The following is an 18,784-nucleotide window of genomic DNA, read 5'->3' on the forward strand; positions in this document are numbered from 1 at the left end:
TGCTCCTTAATGCAGTTTGCGCACCGCAATACATTTATCAACCACCCGCCGCAGCGCTCGCGCGTGGTTAAAAGCGTTCCGCGGCGTACTCCAGATAACGCTGATGCAAAACTCTCCGCAGCGGCATGCCGCCAAGTGCATGGGACAATACATTTTGCCCCAGCCATGATGCCCCATTGTTACTATCTGCCACCCGTACGCTTCGGCATGACGCAGCGCCGCTTCAATCTCTTTAGCTGGATGCCGTCTTCTTTCCATCGTGATGCACCTTATCCTGAACCCCTATGGTTGTCAACTGACAACCTGGTATCGGTTTTTTTTGTCTGCTCCGCAGCATGCCCTAAGTTGCCTGGCTCAGGGGATTTCATGAAAAATCATGGAAGAGCCGCCGCAAAAAATTTTATGCAGGGGGGCGCTGTGCGCCCTACACTTCCTTAAAACCAAAGGAGAAAAGCATGTTTAAACCTGATGATTTTGTGCAGTCGAAAACCGGTGGGCCAAAAATGCTGGTGCTGCGCGTGGAAGGCGAAACGCTGTGGTGCGCGCGCGTTGATGACGCGACAAAAAAAGAGATTGAGGTGAAGGCAGACAGCGTAAACCTCTACCATGAAGACGGGGATTTCGGCGTCTGCTGACGCCTGCGCCGGGCCTTTAGCCCGGCGGATTATCCTGTTGAACGTTCTGGCTGCCGATCCCGCCGATAAAGGGCAGACGCAGACGCAGCGGGGTAAAATCCACGCCCATATTCAGACCCAGAACGTTAAGCTCAAATCCCTCTTCCGCCCCCAGCGTCACACCAGCGACGCCCAGAACGGAAATCTGAATTCCTCGGCCCGACGGCGGCAAACCAACTGGACGCCACAGCGGCCGGTAATCTTTGCCGAGCGCGTTGGCTGGCATGTCGAGCTTTAATGCCGGCACTTCGCGTCCGATATGCGCAAGAAAGGTATTGCTGTTCGGTCCTGGCCAGGCGTGGTAAGTATGTGGCCAGGGGTAAGATTTAATCGCCGCCTCAATACGCGGGATCATCGCCTCAGCCTCCGCGCCGCGGTGCTCTACCAGCAGTCGCGGCTTTGCGCCATACCAGTAGCCGTCCGACAAATTGCTGTTGCGGCGTACTTTGTCGCCACTGCCCCAGCTAATCACTTCATAACGGTTGTAATGCGTCTCGCCCGCACGCTTGAAGATAATCCAGGGGTGCACCGCTACCGCCCCTTTCCAGCCGTAGGTCGGCGCGGCATAGACCTGCACAATAGCCTGATCCGCATAGCGTTGCGGATCGGGGGCCAGACCCGCGGAGTCGCGCCGGGCTGACCACCAGCCTCCCTGACTGCCGGAAAGTTCTCCATGGCGCGTCGCCTGTGCCAGACTGGCACCCAGCGACAGCAGGATCACCAGCAGAATGCAGAGGCTAAACGCTTTAAGTGGCAGCATAGGGGTATCCTGGAGTAAGGGGCGGAAAGAAAATCGCCAGCCTGTCGGGCGACAGGCTGGCGATGGATTAATCAACGCGCTTCAGTGTAAGCGGAAAGGTTATTCCCACTCAATGGTCGCTGGCGGCTTGCCGCTGATATCGTATACCACGCGGGAGATGCCGTTGACTTCGTTGATAATGCGGTTAGAGACGCGGCCGAGGAAATCGTACGGCAGATGCGCCCAGTGCGCGGTCATAAAGTCGATGGTCTCTACCGCGCGCAGCGAAACGACCCAGTCATATTTACGACCGTCGCCCATCACGCCCACGGAACGCACCGGCAGGAACACGGTAAACGCCTGGCTCACTTTGTTATAGAGATCTGCTTTACGCAGCTCTTCAATAAAGATCGCATCGGCGCGACGCAGCAGATCGCAATACTCTTTTTTCACTGCGCCCAGTACGCGCACGCCGAGACCCGGACCCGGGAACGGATGGCGATAGAGCATATCGTAAGGCAGGCCCAGCTCCAGACCTATCTTGCGCACTTCATCTTTGAACAGCTCTTTCAGCGGCTCAACCAGGCCCAGCTTCATCTCTTTCGGCAGGCCGCCCACGTTATGGTGCGATTTAATGACGTGCGCTTTGCCGGTGGCGGAGGCGGCGGACTCGATCACGTCCGGATAGATGGTGCCCTGCGCCAGCCATTTCACGTCGGTCAGCTTGCTCGCCTCTTCGTCGAACACTTCAACGAAGACGCGGCCAATGATTTTACGCTTGGCTTCCGGATCGTTTTCGCCCGCCAGCGCGTCAAGGAAGCGCGCTTCAGCCGGTACGTGAACGATATTGAGGCCAAAGTGGTCGCCGAACATATCCATGACCTGCTCCGCCTCATTCAGACGCAGCAGACCGTTGTCAACGAATACGCAGGTCAGACGATCGCCAATAGCGCGGTGCAGCAGCATCGCGGTTACGGAGGAATCCACGCCGCCTGACAGGCCGAGGATCACTTTGTCGTTGCCGACCTGCGCACGAAGGCGCTCAACCGCGTCTTCAATGATTTTCGCCGGGGTCCACAGTGCCTCGCATTCGCAGATGTCGAGCACGAAACGCTCCAGCATGCGCAGTCCCTGACGGGTGTGCGTAACTTCCGGGTGGAACTGCACGCCGTAAAAACGCTTCTCTTCGTTGGCCATGATGGCGAACGGACAGGTTTCGGTGCTGGCGACGGTCACAAAATCGGACGGAATGGCGGTTACTTTATCGCCGTGGCTCATCCAGACGTCGAGCAGCGGCTTGCCTGCTGCGCTGATAGCGTCTTCGATGTCGCGGATCAATGCGCTTGGGGTGAGGACTTCTACCTGCGCATAGCCGAATTCACGTTCGTTAGAGCCTTCAACTTTGCCGCCCAGCTGCATCGCCATGGTCTGCATGCCGTAGCAGACGCCAAGCACCGGAACGCCTGCGTTGAAAACGTACTCCGGCGCGCGCGGGCTGTTGAGTTCGGTGGTGCTTTCCGGACCGCCGGAAAGGATGATGCCGTTCGGGTTGAACTGGCGGATCTGCTCTTCGGTGACATCCCATGCCCAGAGTTCGCAGTACACGCCCAGCTCACGGACGCGGCGCGCGACCAGTTGCGTGTATTGAGAACCAAAATCGAGAATCAGAATGCGATGCTTATGAATATTTTCCGTCGTCATTGAGGCGTTTCCAGAGCGGGTAACTTGATAATGAAAGCGCCCGGCTTATGCCGGGCGGTAAATCTTAAGGGATCAGGATCCCATACGGTAGTTCGGTGACTCTTTGGTGATGGTCACATCGTGCACGTGGCTTTCGTTGATGCCCGCGCCGCTGATGCGTACAAACTCCGCTTTGGTGCGCAGGTCGTCAATGGTCTGGCAACCGGTCAGGCCCATACAGGAGCGCAGGCCGCCCATCTGCTGGTGAACAATCTCTTTCAGGCGGCCTTTATAGGCGACGCGGCCTTCAATGCCTTCCGGCACCAGTTTATCGGCGGCGTTATCGCTCTGGAAGTAACGGTCAGAGGAGCCTTTTGACATCGCGCCCAGCGAGCCCATGCCGCGATAGGATTTAAAAGAGCGGCCCTGATAAAGTTCGATCTCGCCAGGGGACTCTTCGGTGCCAGCCAGCATAGAGCCGACCATAACGGCTGCCGCGCCGGCGGCAATAGCTTTAGCGATATCGCCAGAGAAGCGGATACCGCCGTCAGCGATAACCGGAATGCCGGTGCCTTCCAGCGCTTCAACAGCGTCAGAAACGGCAGTGATCTGCGGAACGCCTACGCCGGTCACGATACGGGTAGTACAGATAGAGCCAGGGCCGATGCCGACTTTTACCGCGCTTACGCCCGCCTTCGCCAGCGCCAGTGCGCCTGCGCCGGTCGCGACGTTGCCGCCGATAATGTCTAAATCAGGATATTTTGCGCGCGTTTCGCGGATACGCTGCAGCACGCCTTCTGAATGGCCATGGGAGGAGTCGATCAGCAGCACATCGACGCCAGCAGCGACCAGCGCATCGACGCGCTCTTCGTTGCCCGCGCCCGCGCCAACTGCCGCGCCAACGCGCAGACGTCCCTGCGCATCTTTACAGGCGTTCGGTTTACGTTCTGCTTTCTGGAAATCTTTAACGGTGATCATGCCGAGCAGATGGAAGCTGTCGTCCACCACCAGCGCTTTCTCAACGCGTTTTTCGTGCATTCTCTGCAGCACGACGTCACGCGCCTCACCCTCTTTTACCGTTACCAGACGCGCTTTCGGCGTCATCACCGCGGTAACCGGCTGAGTCAGATCGGTGACGAAGCGCACGTCGCGGCCGGTGATGATGCCGACCAGTTCGTTGCTTTCGTTCACCACAGGATAGCCGGCAAAGCCGTTGCGCTCGGTCAGCGCTTTCACTTCCGCCAGCGTCGTGGTTGGCAGTACGGTTTGCGGTTCGGTAACCACGCCGCTTTCATGTTTCTTCACCTTGCGAACTTCTTCCGCCTGGCGCTCAATCGACATATTTTTATGGATAAAGCCCAGACCGCCTTCCTGCGCCAGCGCAATAGCCAGGCCCGCTTCGGTCACAGTGTCCATAGCGGCGGAGAGCATTGGGATGTTCAGACGAATATTTTTCGTCAGTTGAGTGCTGAGATCGGCCGTGTTAGGCAGAACGGTGGAGTGAGCAGGAACGAGCAGAACGTCGTCGAAAGTAAGGGCTTCTTTAGCGATTCTTAGCATGGCAATATCTCAACCTGGGGTGAATGAGAACAGATAAAATATTGCCGCGGCATTATACAGGCCGTAATCGTTTGCCTCCAGCATTATTTTAGAAAAACTCTTGATCCTCTCTATCAGCCATGTAGTATCGGTTAATTAACCCTCTGATTTACTATTTGATCTCCATCACATGTCGCTACCGCCGATCGCTAATGTTTTTACCGTCAGCCGCCTGAACACGACGGTGCGTCAGCTCCTGGAACAGGAGATGGGATCGGTGTGGCTGAGCGCGGAGATCTCTAATTTTTCTCAGCCCGCTTCAGGCCACTGGTATTTCACGCTGAAGGATGACGGCGCGCAGGTGCGCTGCGCCATGTTCCGCAACAGCAACCGTCGCGTCACCTTCCGTCCTCAGCATGGCCAGCAGATTCTGGTACGCGCTACCATTACGCTTTATGAGCCGCGCGGCGACTACCAGTTGATCATCGAAAGTATGCATCCGGCGGGCGAAGGCGCGTTGCAGCAGCAGTTTGAATTGCTGAAAGCGAAACTGGCGAGCGAAGGCCTGTTCGACCAGCAGCACAAACAGCCCCTGCCCGAGCCAGCGAAACAGGTCGGCGTGATTACCTCGGCAACCGGCGCGGCGCTGCATGATGTGCTGCGCGTGCTGCATCGTCGCGATCCTTCACTGCCGGTCGTTATCTATCCTACGCCGGTTCAGGGCGCGGATGCGCCAGCCGCTATCGTGCGCGCAATTGAACTGGCGAACCAGCGTGCAGAGTGCGACGTGCTGATTGTCGGGCGCGGCGGCGGCTCGCTGGAAGATCTCTGGAGCTTTAATGAAGAGCGCGTGGCGCGCGCCATTTTTGCCAGCCGTATTCCTGTCGTCAGCGCGGTCGGCCATGAAACCGATGTGACTATCGCCGATTTTGTCGCCGACCTGCGCGCGCCTACCCCGTCCGCCGCTGCTGAAATAGTGAGCAGAAATCAGACGGAACTGCTGCGACAGTTGCTCTCACAGCAACAACGGCTGGAAATGGCCATGGATTATTATCTGGCGCAGCAACAACGCCGCTTTTCCCGCCTCGATCATCGCCTGCAGCAGCAGCATCCTCAGCTTCGCCTGGCACGACAGCAGACCGCCCTGTTCCGCCTGCAACAGCGGCTGAACGAGGCGATGGAAAACAAGTTGCGTCAGACGATGCGTCAGCAGGATCGCCTTGCGCAGCGTCTCGCCGCCCATCAGCCGCAGCCGCGTCTGTTTCAGGCGCAGCGCCAGCTGGAACAGATGCGCTATCGTCTGCAACAGGGCATGGAAAAGATGCTTAACCGCGACAGGCAGCGCTTTGCAACGCTTGCCGCGCAGCTGGAAGGCGTCAGTCCGCTGGCGACGCTGGCGCGCGGCTTCAGCGTAACCACCGATCTTACTGGTCAGGTGGTGAAAAAAACGGCCCAGCTACAGAGCGGCGATATGCTGCGCACTCGCCTCGATGACGGCTGGGTGGAAAGCCAGGTAACCAGTCTGCTGCCAGAAAAAAAACGACGCCGTAAGACCACTTCCTGAGCAAAGACTATACTTTTTGACACATTAATTGTGCCAAGGAGTCGGGTATGTCCTACAGCGTTATTCCTCCCTATATCTTGCGTAACATCGTGACCCACGGTTCCACCCATCAGCAGGATTATGCGCGCCGCACGCTGCTGCACGTTCAACATCTGATGGCGGAGAACTGGCAGAAGCCGGTCGCGCCGAAGACGGCGGCGGGCGGTCATGTTGAGCGTGAAATCTACGATGCGAAAAACACCCAGAACCTGCCAGGCGATCTGATACGCACCGAAGGTCAGTCAGATACGGGCGACGTCGCCGCCAGAGAAGCCTGGGATTATCTCGGCGTCACCTACGATTTTTTCTGGCAGGCCTATCAACGTAACTCGCTCGATAATCAGGGGCTGAAGCTGCTCGGCACCGTTCACTATGGTAAGGCGTATCAAAACGCCTTCTGGAACGGGCAGCAGATGGTGTTCGGCGACGGCGATGGCGAAATATTCAATCGTTTCACCATCGCTATCGACGTGGTCGCACATGAGCTGACGCATGGTGTGACCGAAACTGAAGCCGGGCTGATCTATTTCGAGCAGGCCGGCGCGCTGAATGAATCGCTTTCCGACGTATTTGGCTCGCTGGTGAAGCAGTATCACCTGAAGCAGAGCGCCGATAACGCCGACTGGATTATCGGCGAAGGGCTGCTGGCAAGCGGCATTAAAGGACGTGGGCTGCGCTCAATGGCGGAGCCGGGTACGGCCTATGACGATCCGATGCTGGGTAAAGATCCCCAGCCTGCGCATATGGATCACTATGTGCAGACCCGTGAAGATAACGGCGGCGTTCATCTTAATTCCGGCATACCTAACCGAGCCTTTTACCTGGCAGCAAAAGCGCTGGGCGGCTATGCCTGGGAGCTGGCGGGCTGGGCCTGGTACGATACGGTGTGTGACAAATCACTGCCGCAGGATGCCGATTTCAGCACCTTTGCGCGCCTGACCATTCAACATGGCGAACGTCGCTTTAACCGTTCGGTGGCGCAGTCGATTGAACAGGCATGGAAGGAGGTTGGCGTGCTATGAGTTCCTTGCCTGAACTGAGCGACGATGCGGTCATTGAGGTCGAACGCGAAGGCGGACTGGCCTTTATCCCAGGCCTGCGCGGCGCGCGGCGCTTCGCGCTGGCTCAACTGCCGCAACCGCAAAAGCAGCGCGTCTGTCAGGTTCTGGAACAGGCACTGCCGCTGGGCGAGCCTGAAGATAAAGCGCCGGAAATTGGGCGCAGCGATCAACGCTACTTCCGCATACAAATCAGCTATGCCACGCATCGTGAAGTCGGCACTATTGTATTGCTGATCCCGGAACAGATCGCACCGCCTGAACTGGAGGCGCTCTGGCGCGACGGCGAAGAGCCTGAATAGTAAAGGCCGTCACGCAAGTGACGGCCTTATGAAGGCGCTTCAGGCCTGTCCAGCCAACAGTCGGTTAAGGCGGGGATTAACTCCCCGCCTTCCGGTTGCTACTTACCAGATTCGTAAGCCATCGAAGCAGCCACCTCGCGCTGGTTGTCCCGGTAGCGGATTTCACACAGCGATTTCCGCGTTAGCCAGGTAAAGATTAAAAGTGTGAGACACACCAGTAATACGCAACATACCAGCGTTAGCTGTGGCAATTTCATGGTCACTCCTCCTTGCGCAGAGCGCGGTAAGAGGCTACCCTGCTGTTGTTCGGACAGTGGGGCAGCCTCGTGGGTTAATGAAAATTAACTACGGGGCTTTCTCTTTTCTGCCTGACAATCAGCATGCCGATCGCTTAAGGCAGAAACCTCAAGCGCCGCCGCGATTATACCCTCTTCTCTGCCCTGCCCAACCCACACGCTACTGCTTAGCGAGCCGCTTCTCAGGCGTTTATGCAATTGCCGTCACGCTTACAATTTCTTGTGCACCAAATAAAAAACCCCACGCCGGAGCGCAGGGTTTTTAGTAAAAACGCTTAGCCGTTATGGCAGCGCATAGGCAATTACATAGTCGCCGCGATCGGGCGACTGACGCGCGCCGCCTGCGGAGATCAGGATGTACTGCTTACCGTTTTTCGGTGATACGTAGCTAATTGGGCCGCCCTGGCTGCCCACCGGCAGGCGCGCTTTCCACACCTCTTTACCGGTTGAGCTGTCAAAGGCGCGCAGATAGTAATCCTGCGTACCGGCGATAAACACCAGCCCGCCCTGCGTCGCCAGCGTACCGCCCAGGGTCGGCATACCGATCGGCATCTGCGCATGCATTTTAATACCGAACGGCCCCGTATCCTGCACCGTACCTACCGGCACCTGCCAGACGATTTTACGCGTCTTCATATCGATCGCCGACAGCGTGCCAAACGGCGGTGCCTGGCATGGGATGCCCAGCGGCGACATAAAGCGGTTTTTGTTGACCGCATACGGCGTGCCTTTCAGCGGAACCGCGCCCATACCGGTATTGATCGCTTCGCCACCGTTACTGCCGCGAGCGATTTTGCTGGTATCGGTCGGGATCATCTGCACCCACAGGCCGAGACGCATATCGTTGACGAACATGTACTGGTTGTTCGGGTCAAAGGAGATGCTGCCCCAGTTCATCCCGCCGAGCGAACCCGGGAAGCTGAGCGACTTATCGGTATCCGGTACGGTGAACAACCCGTTATAACGCATCGATTTAAACGCGATGCGGCACGCAAGCTGATCAAACGGCGTCGCGCCCCACATGTCAGATTCGGTCAGCGTCTGGTTGCCGATCTGCGGCATCTCGGTCGAATGCGGCTGAGTTTTGGTGTACTGCTCGTTCGGGATATGACCCTGCGGCATCGGCAGCTCTTCGACTTTGGTCAGCGGCTTGCCGGTTTCGCGATCCAGCACGAAGATCATGCCGGTTTTCCCGCCGATAACGACCGCGGGTTTAGTGGTGCCATCCTTCATCGGGAAATCGACCAGGCTTGGCTGCATCGGCAGATCGAAGTCCCACAGATCGTTATGAACGGTCTGATAGACCCACTTTTCTTTACCGGTGGTCGCATCCAGCGCCAGTACGGAGGCGCCATATTTATGATCCAGCTCGGTACGGTTAGCGCCCCAGAGATCCACTGAGGAGCTGCCCATCGGGATAAACACCGTGTTCATCGCCGGATCGTATGACATCGGCGCCCAGGAGTTCGGGGTGCTGCGTTTGTAGTTCTGACCCGGCATCAGGACGGCGTTTGGATCGATATTGCCTGGGTCAAACGCCCAGCGCTGCTTGCCGGTGATAACATCGAAGCCGCGCAGCACGCCGCCCGGCATATCGGTCTGAACGTTATCCGCAACGCGGCCGCCGACCACTACCGTCGTGCCCGCCAGCGTCGGCGCTGAAGTCAGCTGATATTTCGGATCCTGCGCTTCGCCTAGCCCTTCTTTCAGGCTGACCACGCCGTGGTTACCAAAGTCTTCGCAGAACTCGCCGTTGTCGGCGTTGATGGCGATCAGACGCGCATCAATGGTGTTCATCAGAATACGACGCTGACAGGTATCGCCCGCCGCCAGCGTAGCGGCCGGCACCGGCGTTGAGCCAGGTTTGCTCGGCTGGGTCAGTGGTTTGGTGGCGTCAAAGTAGGCCAGACCGCGACAGCGCGGCCAGACCTCCGCCTGCGCGTTGATTTCGCGTTTCCAGATCTGCTTGCCGCTGTCCGCTTCAACCGCAATCACGTTATTGTGCGGCGTACAGAGATAGATCGTGTTGCCAATCTGCAGCGGCGTTTGCTGATCTTCCGCGCCGTTGCCGGTTGGACTAATCGGCGTATCGCCAGTATGAAAAGTCCAGGCGACCTGCAGGTCTTTCACATTGTCGCGCGTGATTTGATCCACAGCGGCAAAGCGATCGCCGCCCGGGGTGCGGCCATAGTTATTCCAGTCCTGCTGCGGTTTGCTTTTATCAACCGGGATCAGCGGCAGCTCTTTGCCGGTGAACGCCACGGTCGGATGCGGCTGGAACATCTGCACCAGCGTGCCGACCATGCCGACGGCGATTAGCACTGAGAGCGCATAAGAGACTTTCGCCAGCGAAGATTTTCCTTCGCGCTTGCGCAGCGCAGGCCAGGTAAGAAACGCCAGCAGCATCAGACCAGCCGGCACCATCAGGCGCGATACCAGCGGCCAGAACGACCAGCCCGCGTCCGCCAGTGCCCAAATCAGCGTGCCGACGAATACCAGAATAAACAGCACAACGGCAGAGGACTTACGACGGAAGAACTGGATTGCTGACAGCAGAGTCACAATACCTGCAATCAGGAAATACCAGCTACCGCCCAGCGAAACCAGCTTACCGCCGCCGATAGCAAAGAACAGGCCGATTGCCAGCAGCACCAGCCCCAGCAAGATCGACCAGATACCCAATCCTTTGCCGGATCGGGATGTTGTTTCAGCCATAACACAAACTCTCCTGAAAAAATAAAGCATCCGCGTCGCTAAGCACTGAACAACGCCGCTGAGCGTGACGTTGTCGCCGGATATAACTTTATTTTATTTCGTAACAGTACGGACCCATGTCCAGGTTGCAGGCATTGTGAGCAAGGAGGCATAACAGCTGTTTTGCCCTCGTCGCAATACGGGGCAGGATTGTACCACTTGGTACATTATGAGGTGAACATTTATAACGGGTTCTAAACGCGACAATAGCATTTTTGCTACAAACACCCGGACAGGCCGCGCTGTTTGATTGCTTCTTACAGCCAGCCCAGGATCGTTTGCAAAAGTGAGAAAAGCGTCAGAGGTTTTTTCTGCCTCTGAAACAACAAAGGGACCTTTCGGTCCCTTGGGTTTAACGCTTGTTTTTCTTCAAATGCGCAAGCAGGCGCTTACGCTTGCGCTGCTGCGTTGGCGTCAGCAGGTTGCGTTTGCCCGCAAAGGGGTTATCGCCCTCTTTGAACTGAATACGAATCGGCGTACCCATAACGTTAAGCGAACGACGGAAGTAGTTCATCAGATAGCGCTTGTAGGAATCCGGCAGGTCTTTCACCTGGTTGCCATGGATTACCACGATAGGCGGGTTATATCCCCCCGCATGCGCATACTTCAGCTTCACGCGGCGTCCGCGCACCAGCGGCGGCTGATGATCTTCGGCAGCCATATTCATAATGCGCGTCAGCATAGAAGTGTTAACGCGTTTGGTCGAACAGTCATAGGCTTCGGTGACCGATTCGAACAGGTTACCGACGCCGCTGCCGTGTAGCGCAGAAATAAAGTGTACGCGGGCAAAATCGATAAAGCCGAGACGATAATCCAGCGTCTCTTTGACCTCGTCCTTGATCTCCTGCGTCAGGCCGTCCCATTTGTTCACCACGATCACCAGCGAGCGGCCGCTGTTAAGGATGAAGCCAAGCAGCGACAGATCCTGATCGGAGATGCCTTCACGCGCGTCGATTACCAGCAACACAACGTTAGCGTCTTCAATCGCCTGCAGGGTTTTAATAACCGAGAATTTTTCGACTGTATCGGTGATCTTGCCGCGCTTACGTACGCCAGCGGTATCAATCAGGATATATTCGCGACCGTCGCGCTCCATCGGAATATAGATGCTGTCGCGCGTGGTGCCCGGCATGTCATACACCACCACGCGGTCTTCGCCGAGGATACGGTTAGTCAGCGTGGACTTGCCGACGTTGGGACGGCCGACGATAGCAAGCTTGATCGGCAGACCGGTCGGGTCAAACGCCTCTTCTTCCTCTTCTTCCAGCGTTTCACCGTTCTCTTCCGCCGCGAGCGCCGCCCAGTAGGCTTCGTTCTCGTCCTCTTCGGTTACTTCGCGCGGATCGACTTCATCCATCCACGGCAGCAAAACGGTTTCCAGCAGGCTGGTGACGCCGCGACCGTGCGATGCGGCAATAGCGTAGATATCACCCAGCCCCAGCGAGTAAAAATCGGCAACCGCTGAATCGGGATCGAGGCCGTCGGTTTTGTTCGCCACCAGGAACGTTGGCTTTTTACGCGAACGGATATGGTTAGCGATCTGCTTGTCCGCTGGCATCAGGCCGGCGCGCGCATCCACCATAAACAGCACTACATCGGCCTCTTCAATCGCCAGCAGCGACTGCTCAGCCATACGCGTTTCGACGCCCTCTTCAGAGCCGTCGATACCGCCGGTATCAATAACAATAAATTCGCGCCCTTCCACTTCGGCGCGACCATATTTGCGATCGCGAGTCAGTCCAGGAAAATCCGCCACCAGCGCATCACGAGTGCGCGTTAAGCGGTTAAACAGCGTGGATTTCCCCACATTGGGACGCCCAACCAGCGCGACCACAGGTATCATAACAATGCCTCAATAAAAAAATTAATCGCCCGAATGGCGTGATTATAACGGTTTTAACCGCCAGGTTCAGGCTGAAGGCGCTAAGAATATCATGCCTGACTAAAAACGAAACGGCTCCTGACGCGTCAGGAGCCGTTAGACGGAAGGCAAATTCCGGTAGCGGATTAACGCGTAATCGCGTAAACCTCGCCGCCTTTGGCCTGAATGATCAGCTTATCGCTGGCGACAACAGGCTCGGTCTGGAAGCCATCGCTGTCTACTTTCTGCTGCGCCACGAAACGACCGTCATCGGTATTGAGCCAGTGCAGGTAGCCTTCGCTGTCACCCACAACCAGGTAGCCGTTAAACAGCACCGGTGCCGTCAGGTTGCGGTGCAGCAGATCGCTCTGACGCCAGATGGCTACGCCGCCATCTGCATTCAGCGCGATAACGCGGTCATCCTGATCGACCAGATAGATGCGGCCGGCATCGACAATCAGATCTTTGACGCCGCCGATCTCACGCTTCCACAGGATCTGGCCGGAACGCAGATCGAGCGCGGTGAGGTTGCCGTTGTACGCCAGCGCATAGACCACGCCGTTGACGATTACCGGCGTCGTATCGACGTCGTTCAGGCGATCGATTTCGGTCGCGCCGCTCGGCTGGGAGATACGCTGCTGCCAGATTAACTGGCCCTGATTCATGATCACCGCGCTGACGCGGCCGTTATCGCCGCCAACAATCGCGCCGCCGAAGGCGGTCGCTGGCGCAGATTCGCCGCGCAGCGACAGCGCAGGCATGTCGAGGTTAACGCTCCATTTCACTACGCCGCTGTTCTGATCCAGCCCCTGCAGCATACCGTTGCTGGTATGCACCAGCACCAGACCGTCGCTCACTACCGGGCGCGATAACGCTTCGCCAGCGACTTTAGTCTGCCAGGCGAGACTGCCGTCGCTGCTGTTCAGGGCAAACAGCTGACCGCGCTCACTTCCGATGTAGAGATGATCGCCTGCAGCGGTCACGCCGCCGGAGAGCAGTGCTGAGATATTTTTCGAGAAAAAGCCGGTTTTCTCAGAGAGATCGACTTTCCATTTTTCTTTGCCGTTGGACGCATCCAGCGCTTTTACCACGCCGAAACGATCAGCCGCAAATACGGTATTGTCCTGCCATGCCGGATGCAGGTTAGAGTAGAAATCGCCAACGCCGTCACCAACCGACGTGCTCCACACTTCCTGGGGAGTAAACTGGTTTTCCACCTTTGGCAGCGGGGCCATTTTCACTACATCTTCTTCGCCGCTGAACAGCGAACAACCGCTGAGCAAAGTGACTGAAATCAGCCCTGGCAGCAGGTATTTACGTAATTCCATGCGCTCTCTCTTGACTGGCTTAGCTTAAGTTATTCATCTTCATCTGCATCATTTGCTTCAGCGCGGGAGAAGCGTCTGACTCAACGCCTTTGCTCCACGCATCGCGCGCGCCCTGCTTATCGCCTTTGCTCAGCAGCGCTTCGCCGCGAATATCCGCCACAATGGCTGTCCAGCCATCGCCCTTAACAGCGTCAAGGGTCTTAAGGGCGGCATCCGCCTGATTCTGTTGCAGTTGAATGCGCGCCAGCCGCAGGTTAATTACCGCCTGCAGATTGGCATCCTTAGTGTTCTTCAGACCGTTTTCCAGCAGGGAAGAGGCCTTGTCCAGCTGGTTGGCGTCAACATACTGTTTCGCCACGTCCATCGCCGCCAGCGCACCGTAGGTATTGCTGTTTTCGCTGACGAATTTCGCTACCGCATCCAGCGTCGCTGGCTGATCGGCTTTCATGGCGGTGGTCACTTGCTGATACTGTGCGGAAAGCGCCTTTGACGAGCCCTCTTCATGACTGGCCCAGTAGCGCCAGCCGCCCAGCGCGGCAATGCCGATAATCACGCCGACCGCCAGCGCCTTGCCGTTATTAGCAAAAAAGCGACGTAACGCGTCAACCTGTTCATTTTCATTGCTATAAACTTCCACGCGATCCCTCTCCTTTCTCTGGTTGGCGCCGTGCCACGCTTACTGTAACAGCGTGCGCAATGCAGCGGCAGCCTCTGTCTGCGCCAGCGTTTGCTGATCGCCGCTGCGCAGATCTTTGATAACGACCTGACCGGCTTTCACTTCATCTTCGCCTACCACCAGCGCGACGCGAGCGCCCCACTTGTCGGCGCGGGCAAACTGTTTCTTGAAGTTGCCGCCGCCAAAGTTGGTCATCAGCTTCAGTTCCGGCGCTTCGTCGCGCAGTTTTTCCGCCAGCTGCATAGCAGCAGACTGAACGCCCTGGCCCGAAGCGATAACATAGACATCAACAACGCGCGTCGGTTCAAATTCAGGATTGACCGCCTGAACCAGCAGCACCAGACGCTCCATGCCCATGGCGAAACCCACCGCCGGCGTGGCGCGGCCGCCCAGCTGCTCGACCAGACCGTCATAACGGCCGCCGCCGCACACTGTGCCCTGCGCGCCGAGGCTCTCGGTCACCCATTCGAAAACGGTGCGGTTGTAGTAGTCGAGGCCGCGAACCAGGCGCTGATTGACGCGATAGGCGATGCCCGCATCGTCCAGCAAGGCGCACAGCCCCTGGAAATGCTCGCGTGATTCATCATCGAGGTGATCCATCAGCTGCGGCGCGTCGTTAAGCAGCGTCTGCACCTCTGGATTTTTGCTGTCCAGCACGCGCAGCGGGTTGGTGTACATACGGCGCTTGCTGTCTTCGTCCAGCGTCTCTTTGTGCTGCTCAAGGAACGCCACCAGCGCTTCGCGATAGTTGGCGCGCGCCTCCAGCGAACCGATGGAGTTAAGCTCCAGGCGCACATGATCGGCGATGCCCAGCGCTTTCCACCAGCGTGCGGTCAGCATAATCAGCTCGGCGTCCACGTCCGGGCCCTGCAGGCCGAACACCTCGGCGCCCATCTGATGAAACTGGCGATAGCGGCCCTTCTGCGGACGCTCATAGCGGAACATCGGGCCCATATACCACAGACGCTGCTCCTGATTGTAGAGCAGGCCATGTTCGATACCGGCGCGTACGCAGCCCGCAGTCCCTTCGGGACGCAGCGTCAGGCTTTCGCCGTTGCGGTCGTCAAAGGTGTACATCTCTTTTTCAACCACGTCGGTGACTTCGCCGATGGCGCGTTTAAACAGCGGGGTCTGCTCTACGATCGGCATACGGATTTCGCTGTAGCCGTAGCTGGCCAGCACCTGCTTGAGCGTGCCTTCAATGCGCTGCCAGATAGCCGTATCCGCCGGCAGGTAGTCGTTCATACCGCGGATAGCTTGAATATTCTTCGCCACGTTAAAATCTCTTAATACAAAAAAACCTGTCCGGCATCATACCTTATGAGGATGAAACCGCACAGGTTCATTAAACAAAGTCGCGCTGCGCGCGCCGACGCTTAGTTTTCCAGCTGCTGTACGTTGATGCGGCGGTTCTCGTCCAGCATGGTCGCTTTGGCGCGGATACGCGCTTCAAGCTGATCGATCATATCGTCGTTATCGAGACGATCGCGCTGACGCACGCCATCCTCGTAGAAGCCGCTTTTCTTGTTGCCGCCGGTCACGCCCAGCGTCGACACGGTGGCTTCGCCGGGACCGTTAACCACGCAGCCGATAATTGAGACGTCCATCGGCGTGATGATATCTTCCAGCCGCTGTTCAAGCGCGTTCACCGTACCGATAACGTCAAACTCCTGACGCGAACAGGTCGGGCAGGCGATAAAGTTGATGCCGCGCGCGCGGATGCGCAGCGACTTCAGAATGTCGAAGCCGACTTTCACCTCTTCTACCGGATCGGCCGCCAGCGAAATACGCAGCGTATCGCCGATCCCTTCAGAGAGCAGCAGCCCCAGCCCGATAGCTGATTTCACCGCGCCCGCACGTGCGCCGCCCGCTTCGGTAATACCGAGGTGCAGCGGCTGATCGATCTGTTTCGCCAGCAGGCGATAGGACTCAACGGCGAGAAAAACGTCCGAAGCCTTTACGCTGACTTTGAACTGATCGAAGTTAAGGCGATCGAGATGATCGACGTGGCGCATCGCTGACTCCAGCAGCGCCTGCGGCGTCGGCTCGCCATATTTTTCCTGCAGATCTTTTTCCAGCGAACCGGCGTTCACGCCGATACGAATCGGAATATTGTGGTCGCGCGCGCAATCCACCACCTGGCGGATACGTTCGTTGTTGCCGATATTGCCTGGGTTGATACGCAGGCAATCAACGCCATACTCGGCGACTTTCAGCGCGATGCGATAGTCAAAATGGATATCCGCCACCAGCGGCACGTTTACGCGCTGCTTGATCAGCTTAAAGGCTTCGGCGGCATCCATGGTCGGCACAGAGACGCGGACGATATCCACGCCGACGCGCTCAAGCGCTTTAATCTGATTGACCGTGGCTTCTACATCGGTTGTACGGGTATTGGTCATCGACTGAACGGCGATAGGCGCGCCATCGCCGACAGGCACCTTGCCGACATAAATCCGGGTCGATTTACGACGGATGATGGGTGCTTCGTTATGCATATTCTTTCTCCACAATTGCCCGGGGCGCGATGCTGCGTTATTGCGCACCCAACGTCAGGCGAGCAACCTGGTTATTACGGATAAAACGACTTAAATCAACCGGCTGGTTCTGATATTGCACCTGCACCGCCGACGGTGCGCCGATTTTCAGACGATAGGGCGCAGTACCGGAAAGGCTGAGTTTACCACCGCTACGTTGCATTCCGCTGAACAGTTTTTTACCGGTAGCGTCGGAGACCTCAAGCCAGCAGTCGGCATTGAAGTTCATTACGACGGTATTAGGATCGGCGGCCGCTTCGCCAACGGCTGCGCCGCTGGTTGGCAGCTGGCCAGCGGTAGCTGACGGGCTGGCTGCGTTACCGACCGGCGCCTGGCTCGGCGACACGACGGCGCTGTTCGCCGAGGTTGCAGCTGGCGCGGCGCTGTTGCCGGCAGGCTGTGCCGGCGCGGTGCTGGAGGGCTGGCTGGCGGCTGGCGCCGCCGCGCTGGCGTCAGCGCTGTTGGTTTCGTCCGGCGCGGCAGGCGCAGCCGTCTCGTCGCTGGCGTCATTGCTGCCGCCGTCGAGCGGAATCGACTGGCTATTGTCGCCGCTGCTGCCGTTTTGATCGGCCATAGAGACCAGATCTTCCTGCGAAGCTTTATGGTTTTGCCACCACCACGCGCCGGTCAGGCCGATCACCACGAATAACACTAACCAGGTGAAAATCATCAGCCAGCCGTCGCGTTTTTTGCGGCGTTTGCCCAGCGAGAAGTTCTGCATCGGTTCGATTTTGGCGGCACGCACCGGCGTCTGCTTCGCCATCATCGGCAACAGTTCCTCTTCAGGAATGTGCACCAGACGCGCATAAGAGCGAATGTATCCACGCAAAAAGGTCGATGCCAGATCGGCAGGCGATTTGTCCTCTTCGATATCGCGTACGGTCGTAAGTTTCAGGCACAGGCGTTCAGCCACGTTTTGCTGAGTCAGCCCCATTTTCTCACGGGCCAGACGCAGGCGTTCACCTGTGGAATGTACTGCAGAGTTGTCTTGAGTGGCTTCAGTATTCATTAGCTAAATAACGCTGGTACTGTATCGATTGTGGAAAACTTCGCGCCAACCGGTCGCCATAACGTGTAACGTCAGCAGCGTTTCCCTGTTGCGCGGCGAAACGTATCTGTAACTCTAAGCTGCGCGCCGTAGCAGGCAGATATTGCTGATAAAGCTCTATTAACAGTAGAGCACGCGCCGGATAGAGGGGCCGTTGTTTTTCCGCCTCATCCAGTAATGCGTCGCCTTTCGCGCGGTTCGCCTCAAGCGCCCGACTCAGCGCCGCTCGCGCGGCCAGCATATCTTCCGCCTGAAGATAACAATATCCCGACAGCTCCCACGCATCGATGCGCGCTTCGCTCTCCGAGGCGCCCATCGCCCGCTTAAACTGTTGATGCGCTTCGTCATACTGCCCTAAAGCGCAGAGAAACGCACCGTAATTGTTAGCGACGTAGCCATTTGTCGGCGCCAGCCGCTGCGCCTGTTGATAGTCACGCGCCGCCTCATCGCGGCGGCCCTGTTTTTCCGCCAGACGCGCCAGCGCCAGGACCATTCGGTAGTCGCGCGGCGCGGCGGCCTGCGCCCGCTGAAAGTTGCGGCGCGCGGCGACGAAATCGTCCGCCGCCAGGTAGTGCATACCCAGCGCCAGGCGGGTCTCCGCCGCGCCCGAATAAGGGCTACGACTGACACACCCGGTTACAACAATCAGGGCCAGTAGGCTGGCCGGTAATCCCTTACCCATTTCATTC

General features: G+C 57.6%; 17 protein-coding genes. 4 read left to right on the forward strand and 13 right to left on the reverse strand.

Annotation, left to right across the window (positions count from 1 at the left end):
• Positions 1–6: 6 nt before the first annotated feature.
• The gene (locus B3797_RS13295; RefSeq protein ID WP_311791325.1) at positions 7–258 is read right to left on the reverse strand and encodes a hypothetical protein; all 252 of its coding nucleotides are present in this window, start codon (positions 256–258) and stop codon (positions 7–9) included.
• A gap of 197 nt (positions 259–455) precedes the next feature.
• Between B3797_RS13295 and B3797_RS13300 the strand changes: the two genes are divergently transcribed.
• Positions 456–635: a DUF2158 domain-containing protein gene (locus B3797_RS13300; protein WP_120457567.1), complete on the forward strand. Its 180-nt coding sequence runs from the start codon at positions 456–458 to the stop codon at positions 633–635.
• 16 nt (positions 636–651) lie between these two features.
• On the opposite strand, the gene B3797_RS13305 is transcribed toward B3797_RS13300, so the two are convergent.
• From B3797_RS13305 to guaB, 3 genes are all read right to left on the reverse strand, one after another.
• A complete protein-coding gene (locus B3797_RS13305) occupies positions 652–1,434 on the reverse strand; it encodes a DUF3750 domain-containing protein (RefSeq protein WP_311791326.1) in 783 nt (260 codons plus the stop codon).
• A 99-nt stretch (positions 1,435–1,533) separates the two neighbouring features.
• Complete coding sequence (guaA, locus tag B3797_RS13310; protein ID WP_311791327.1) at positions 1,534–3,114, reverse strand: glutamine-hydrolyzing GMP synthase; 1,581 nt, start codon at positions 3,112–3,114, stop codon at positions 1,534–1,536.
• Between the two features lie 72 nt (positions 3,115–3,186).
• The gene (gene guaB / locus B3797_RS13315) at positions 3,187–4,653 is read right to left on the reverse strand and encodes an IMP dehydrogenase (RefSeq protein ID WP_120457561.1); all 1,467 of its coding nucleotides are present in this window, start codon (positions 4,651–4,653) and stop codon (positions 3,187–3,189) included.
• Positions 4,654–4,822: 169 nt separating this feature from the next.
• On the opposite strand from guaB, the gene xseA reads away from it, so the two are divergent.
• Genes xseA through B3797_RS13330 form a run of 3 tightly spaced genes read left to right on the forward strand, consistent with a single transcriptional unit; the run spans position 4,823 to position 7,595 of the window.
• Positions 4,823–6,196 carry an exodeoxyribonuclease VII large subunit gene (gene xseA, locus B3797_RS13320; protein WP_311782924.1) on the forward strand — a complete coding sequence of 458 codons (1,374 nt, stop codon included), beginning with the start codon at positions 4,823–4,825 and terminating at the stop codon, positions 6,194–6,196.
• 47 nt (positions 6,197–6,243) lie between these two features.
• Positions 6,244–7,257, forward strand: coding sequence for a M4 family metallopeptidase (locus B3797_RS13325; protein WP_311791328.1), 1,014 nt, complete (start codon positions 6,244–6,246; stop codon positions 7,255–7,257).
• Positions 7,254–7,595 carry a protealysin inhibitor emfourin gene (locus B3797_RS13330; RefSeq protein ID WP_311791329.1) on the forward strand — a complete coding sequence of 114 codons (342 nt, stop codon included), beginning with the start codon at positions 7,254–7,256 and terminating at the stop codon, positions 7,593–7,595. Before B3797_RS13325 ends, B3797_RS13330 begins: the two co-directional genes overlap by 4 nt.
• 98 nt (positions 7,596–7,693) lie before the next feature.
• On the opposite strand, the gene B3797_RS13335 is transcribed toward B3797_RS13330, so the two are convergent.
• The 9 genes from B3797_RS13335 to pilW all read right to left on the reverse strand — a co-directional run bounded on the left by B3797_RS13335 (position 7,694) and on the right by pilW (position 18,777).
• Complete coding sequence (locus B3797_RS13335) at positions 7,694–7,852, reverse strand: type I toxin-antitoxin system Hok family toxin (protein ID WP_081141507.1); 159 nt, start codon at positions 7,850–7,852, stop codon at positions 7,694–7,696.
• 321 nt (positions 7,853–8,173) lie between these two features.
• Positions 8,174–10,606 (reverse strand): glucose/quinate/shikimate family membrane-bound PQQ-dependent dehydrogenase, encoded by a 2,433-nt coding sequence (locus tag B3797_RS13340; protein ID WP_311791330.1) that lies wholly within the window; start codon positions 10,604–10,606, stop codon positions 8,174–8,176.
• A 391-nt stretch (positions 10,607–10,997) separates the two neighbouring features.
• The gene (gene der / locus B3797_RS13345; protein WP_311782928.1) at positions 10,998–12,488 is read right to left on the reverse strand and encodes a ribosome biogenesis GTPase Der; all 1,491 of its coding nucleotides are present in this window, start codon (positions 12,486–12,488) and stop codon (positions 10,998–11,000) included.
• 164 nt (positions 12,489–12,652) lie between these two features.
• A complete protein-coding gene (bamB, locus tag B3797_RS13350) occupies positions 12,653–13,834 on the reverse strand; it encodes an outer membrane protein assembly factor BamB (RefSeq protein ID WP_311782929.1) in 1,182 nt (393 codons plus the stop codon).
• A gap of 19 nt (positions 13,835–13,853) precedes the next feature.
• Positions 13,854–14,471, reverse strand: a complete 618-nt coding sequence (locus B3797_RS13355; RefSeq protein WP_120457548.1) for a YfgM family protein — start codon at positions 14,469–14,471, stop codon at positions 13,854–13,856.
• Between the two features lie 39 nt (positions 14,472–14,510).
• Positions 14,511–15,785, reverse strand: coding sequence for a histidine--tRNA ligase (gene hisS / locus B3797_RS13360; RefSeq protein WP_269949959.1), 1,275 nt, complete (start codon positions 15,783–15,785; stop codon positions 14,511–14,513).
• 101 nt (positions 15,786–15,886) lie between these two features.
• The gene (ispG, locus tag B3797_RS13365) at positions 15,887–17,008 is read right to left on the reverse strand and encodes a flavodoxin-dependent (E)-4-hydroxy-3-methylbut-2-enyl-diphosphate synthase (protein ID WP_120457544.1); all 1,122 of its coding nucleotides are present in this window, start codon (positions 17,006–17,008) and stop codon (positions 15,887–15,889) included.
• A gap of 37 nt (positions 17,009–17,045) precedes the next feature.
• Positions 17,046–18,056: a cytoskeleton protein RodZ gene (gene rodZ / locus B3797_RS13370; RefSeq protein ID WP_311791331.1), complete on the reverse strand. Its 1,011-nt coding sequence runs from the start codon at positions 18,054–18,056 to the stop codon at positions 17,046–17,048.
• Complete coding sequence (gene pilW, locus B3797_RS13375) at positions 18,046–18,777, reverse strand: type IV pilus biogenesis/stability protein PilW (RefSeq protein WP_311782931.1); 732 nt, start codon at positions 18,775–18,777, stop codon at positions 18,046–18,048. The genes rodZ and pilW overlap by 11 nt, the downstream gene beginning before the upstream one ends.
• Between the last annotated feature and the right edge of the window lie 7 nt (positions 18,778–18,784).

It is taken from the genome of Pantoea sp. UBA5923 (genome assembly GCF_002431095.1).
GTDB classification, from domain to species: domain Bacteria; phylum Pseudomonadota; class Gammaproteobacteria; order Enterobacterales; family Enterobacteriaceae; genus Pantoea; species Pantoea piersonii.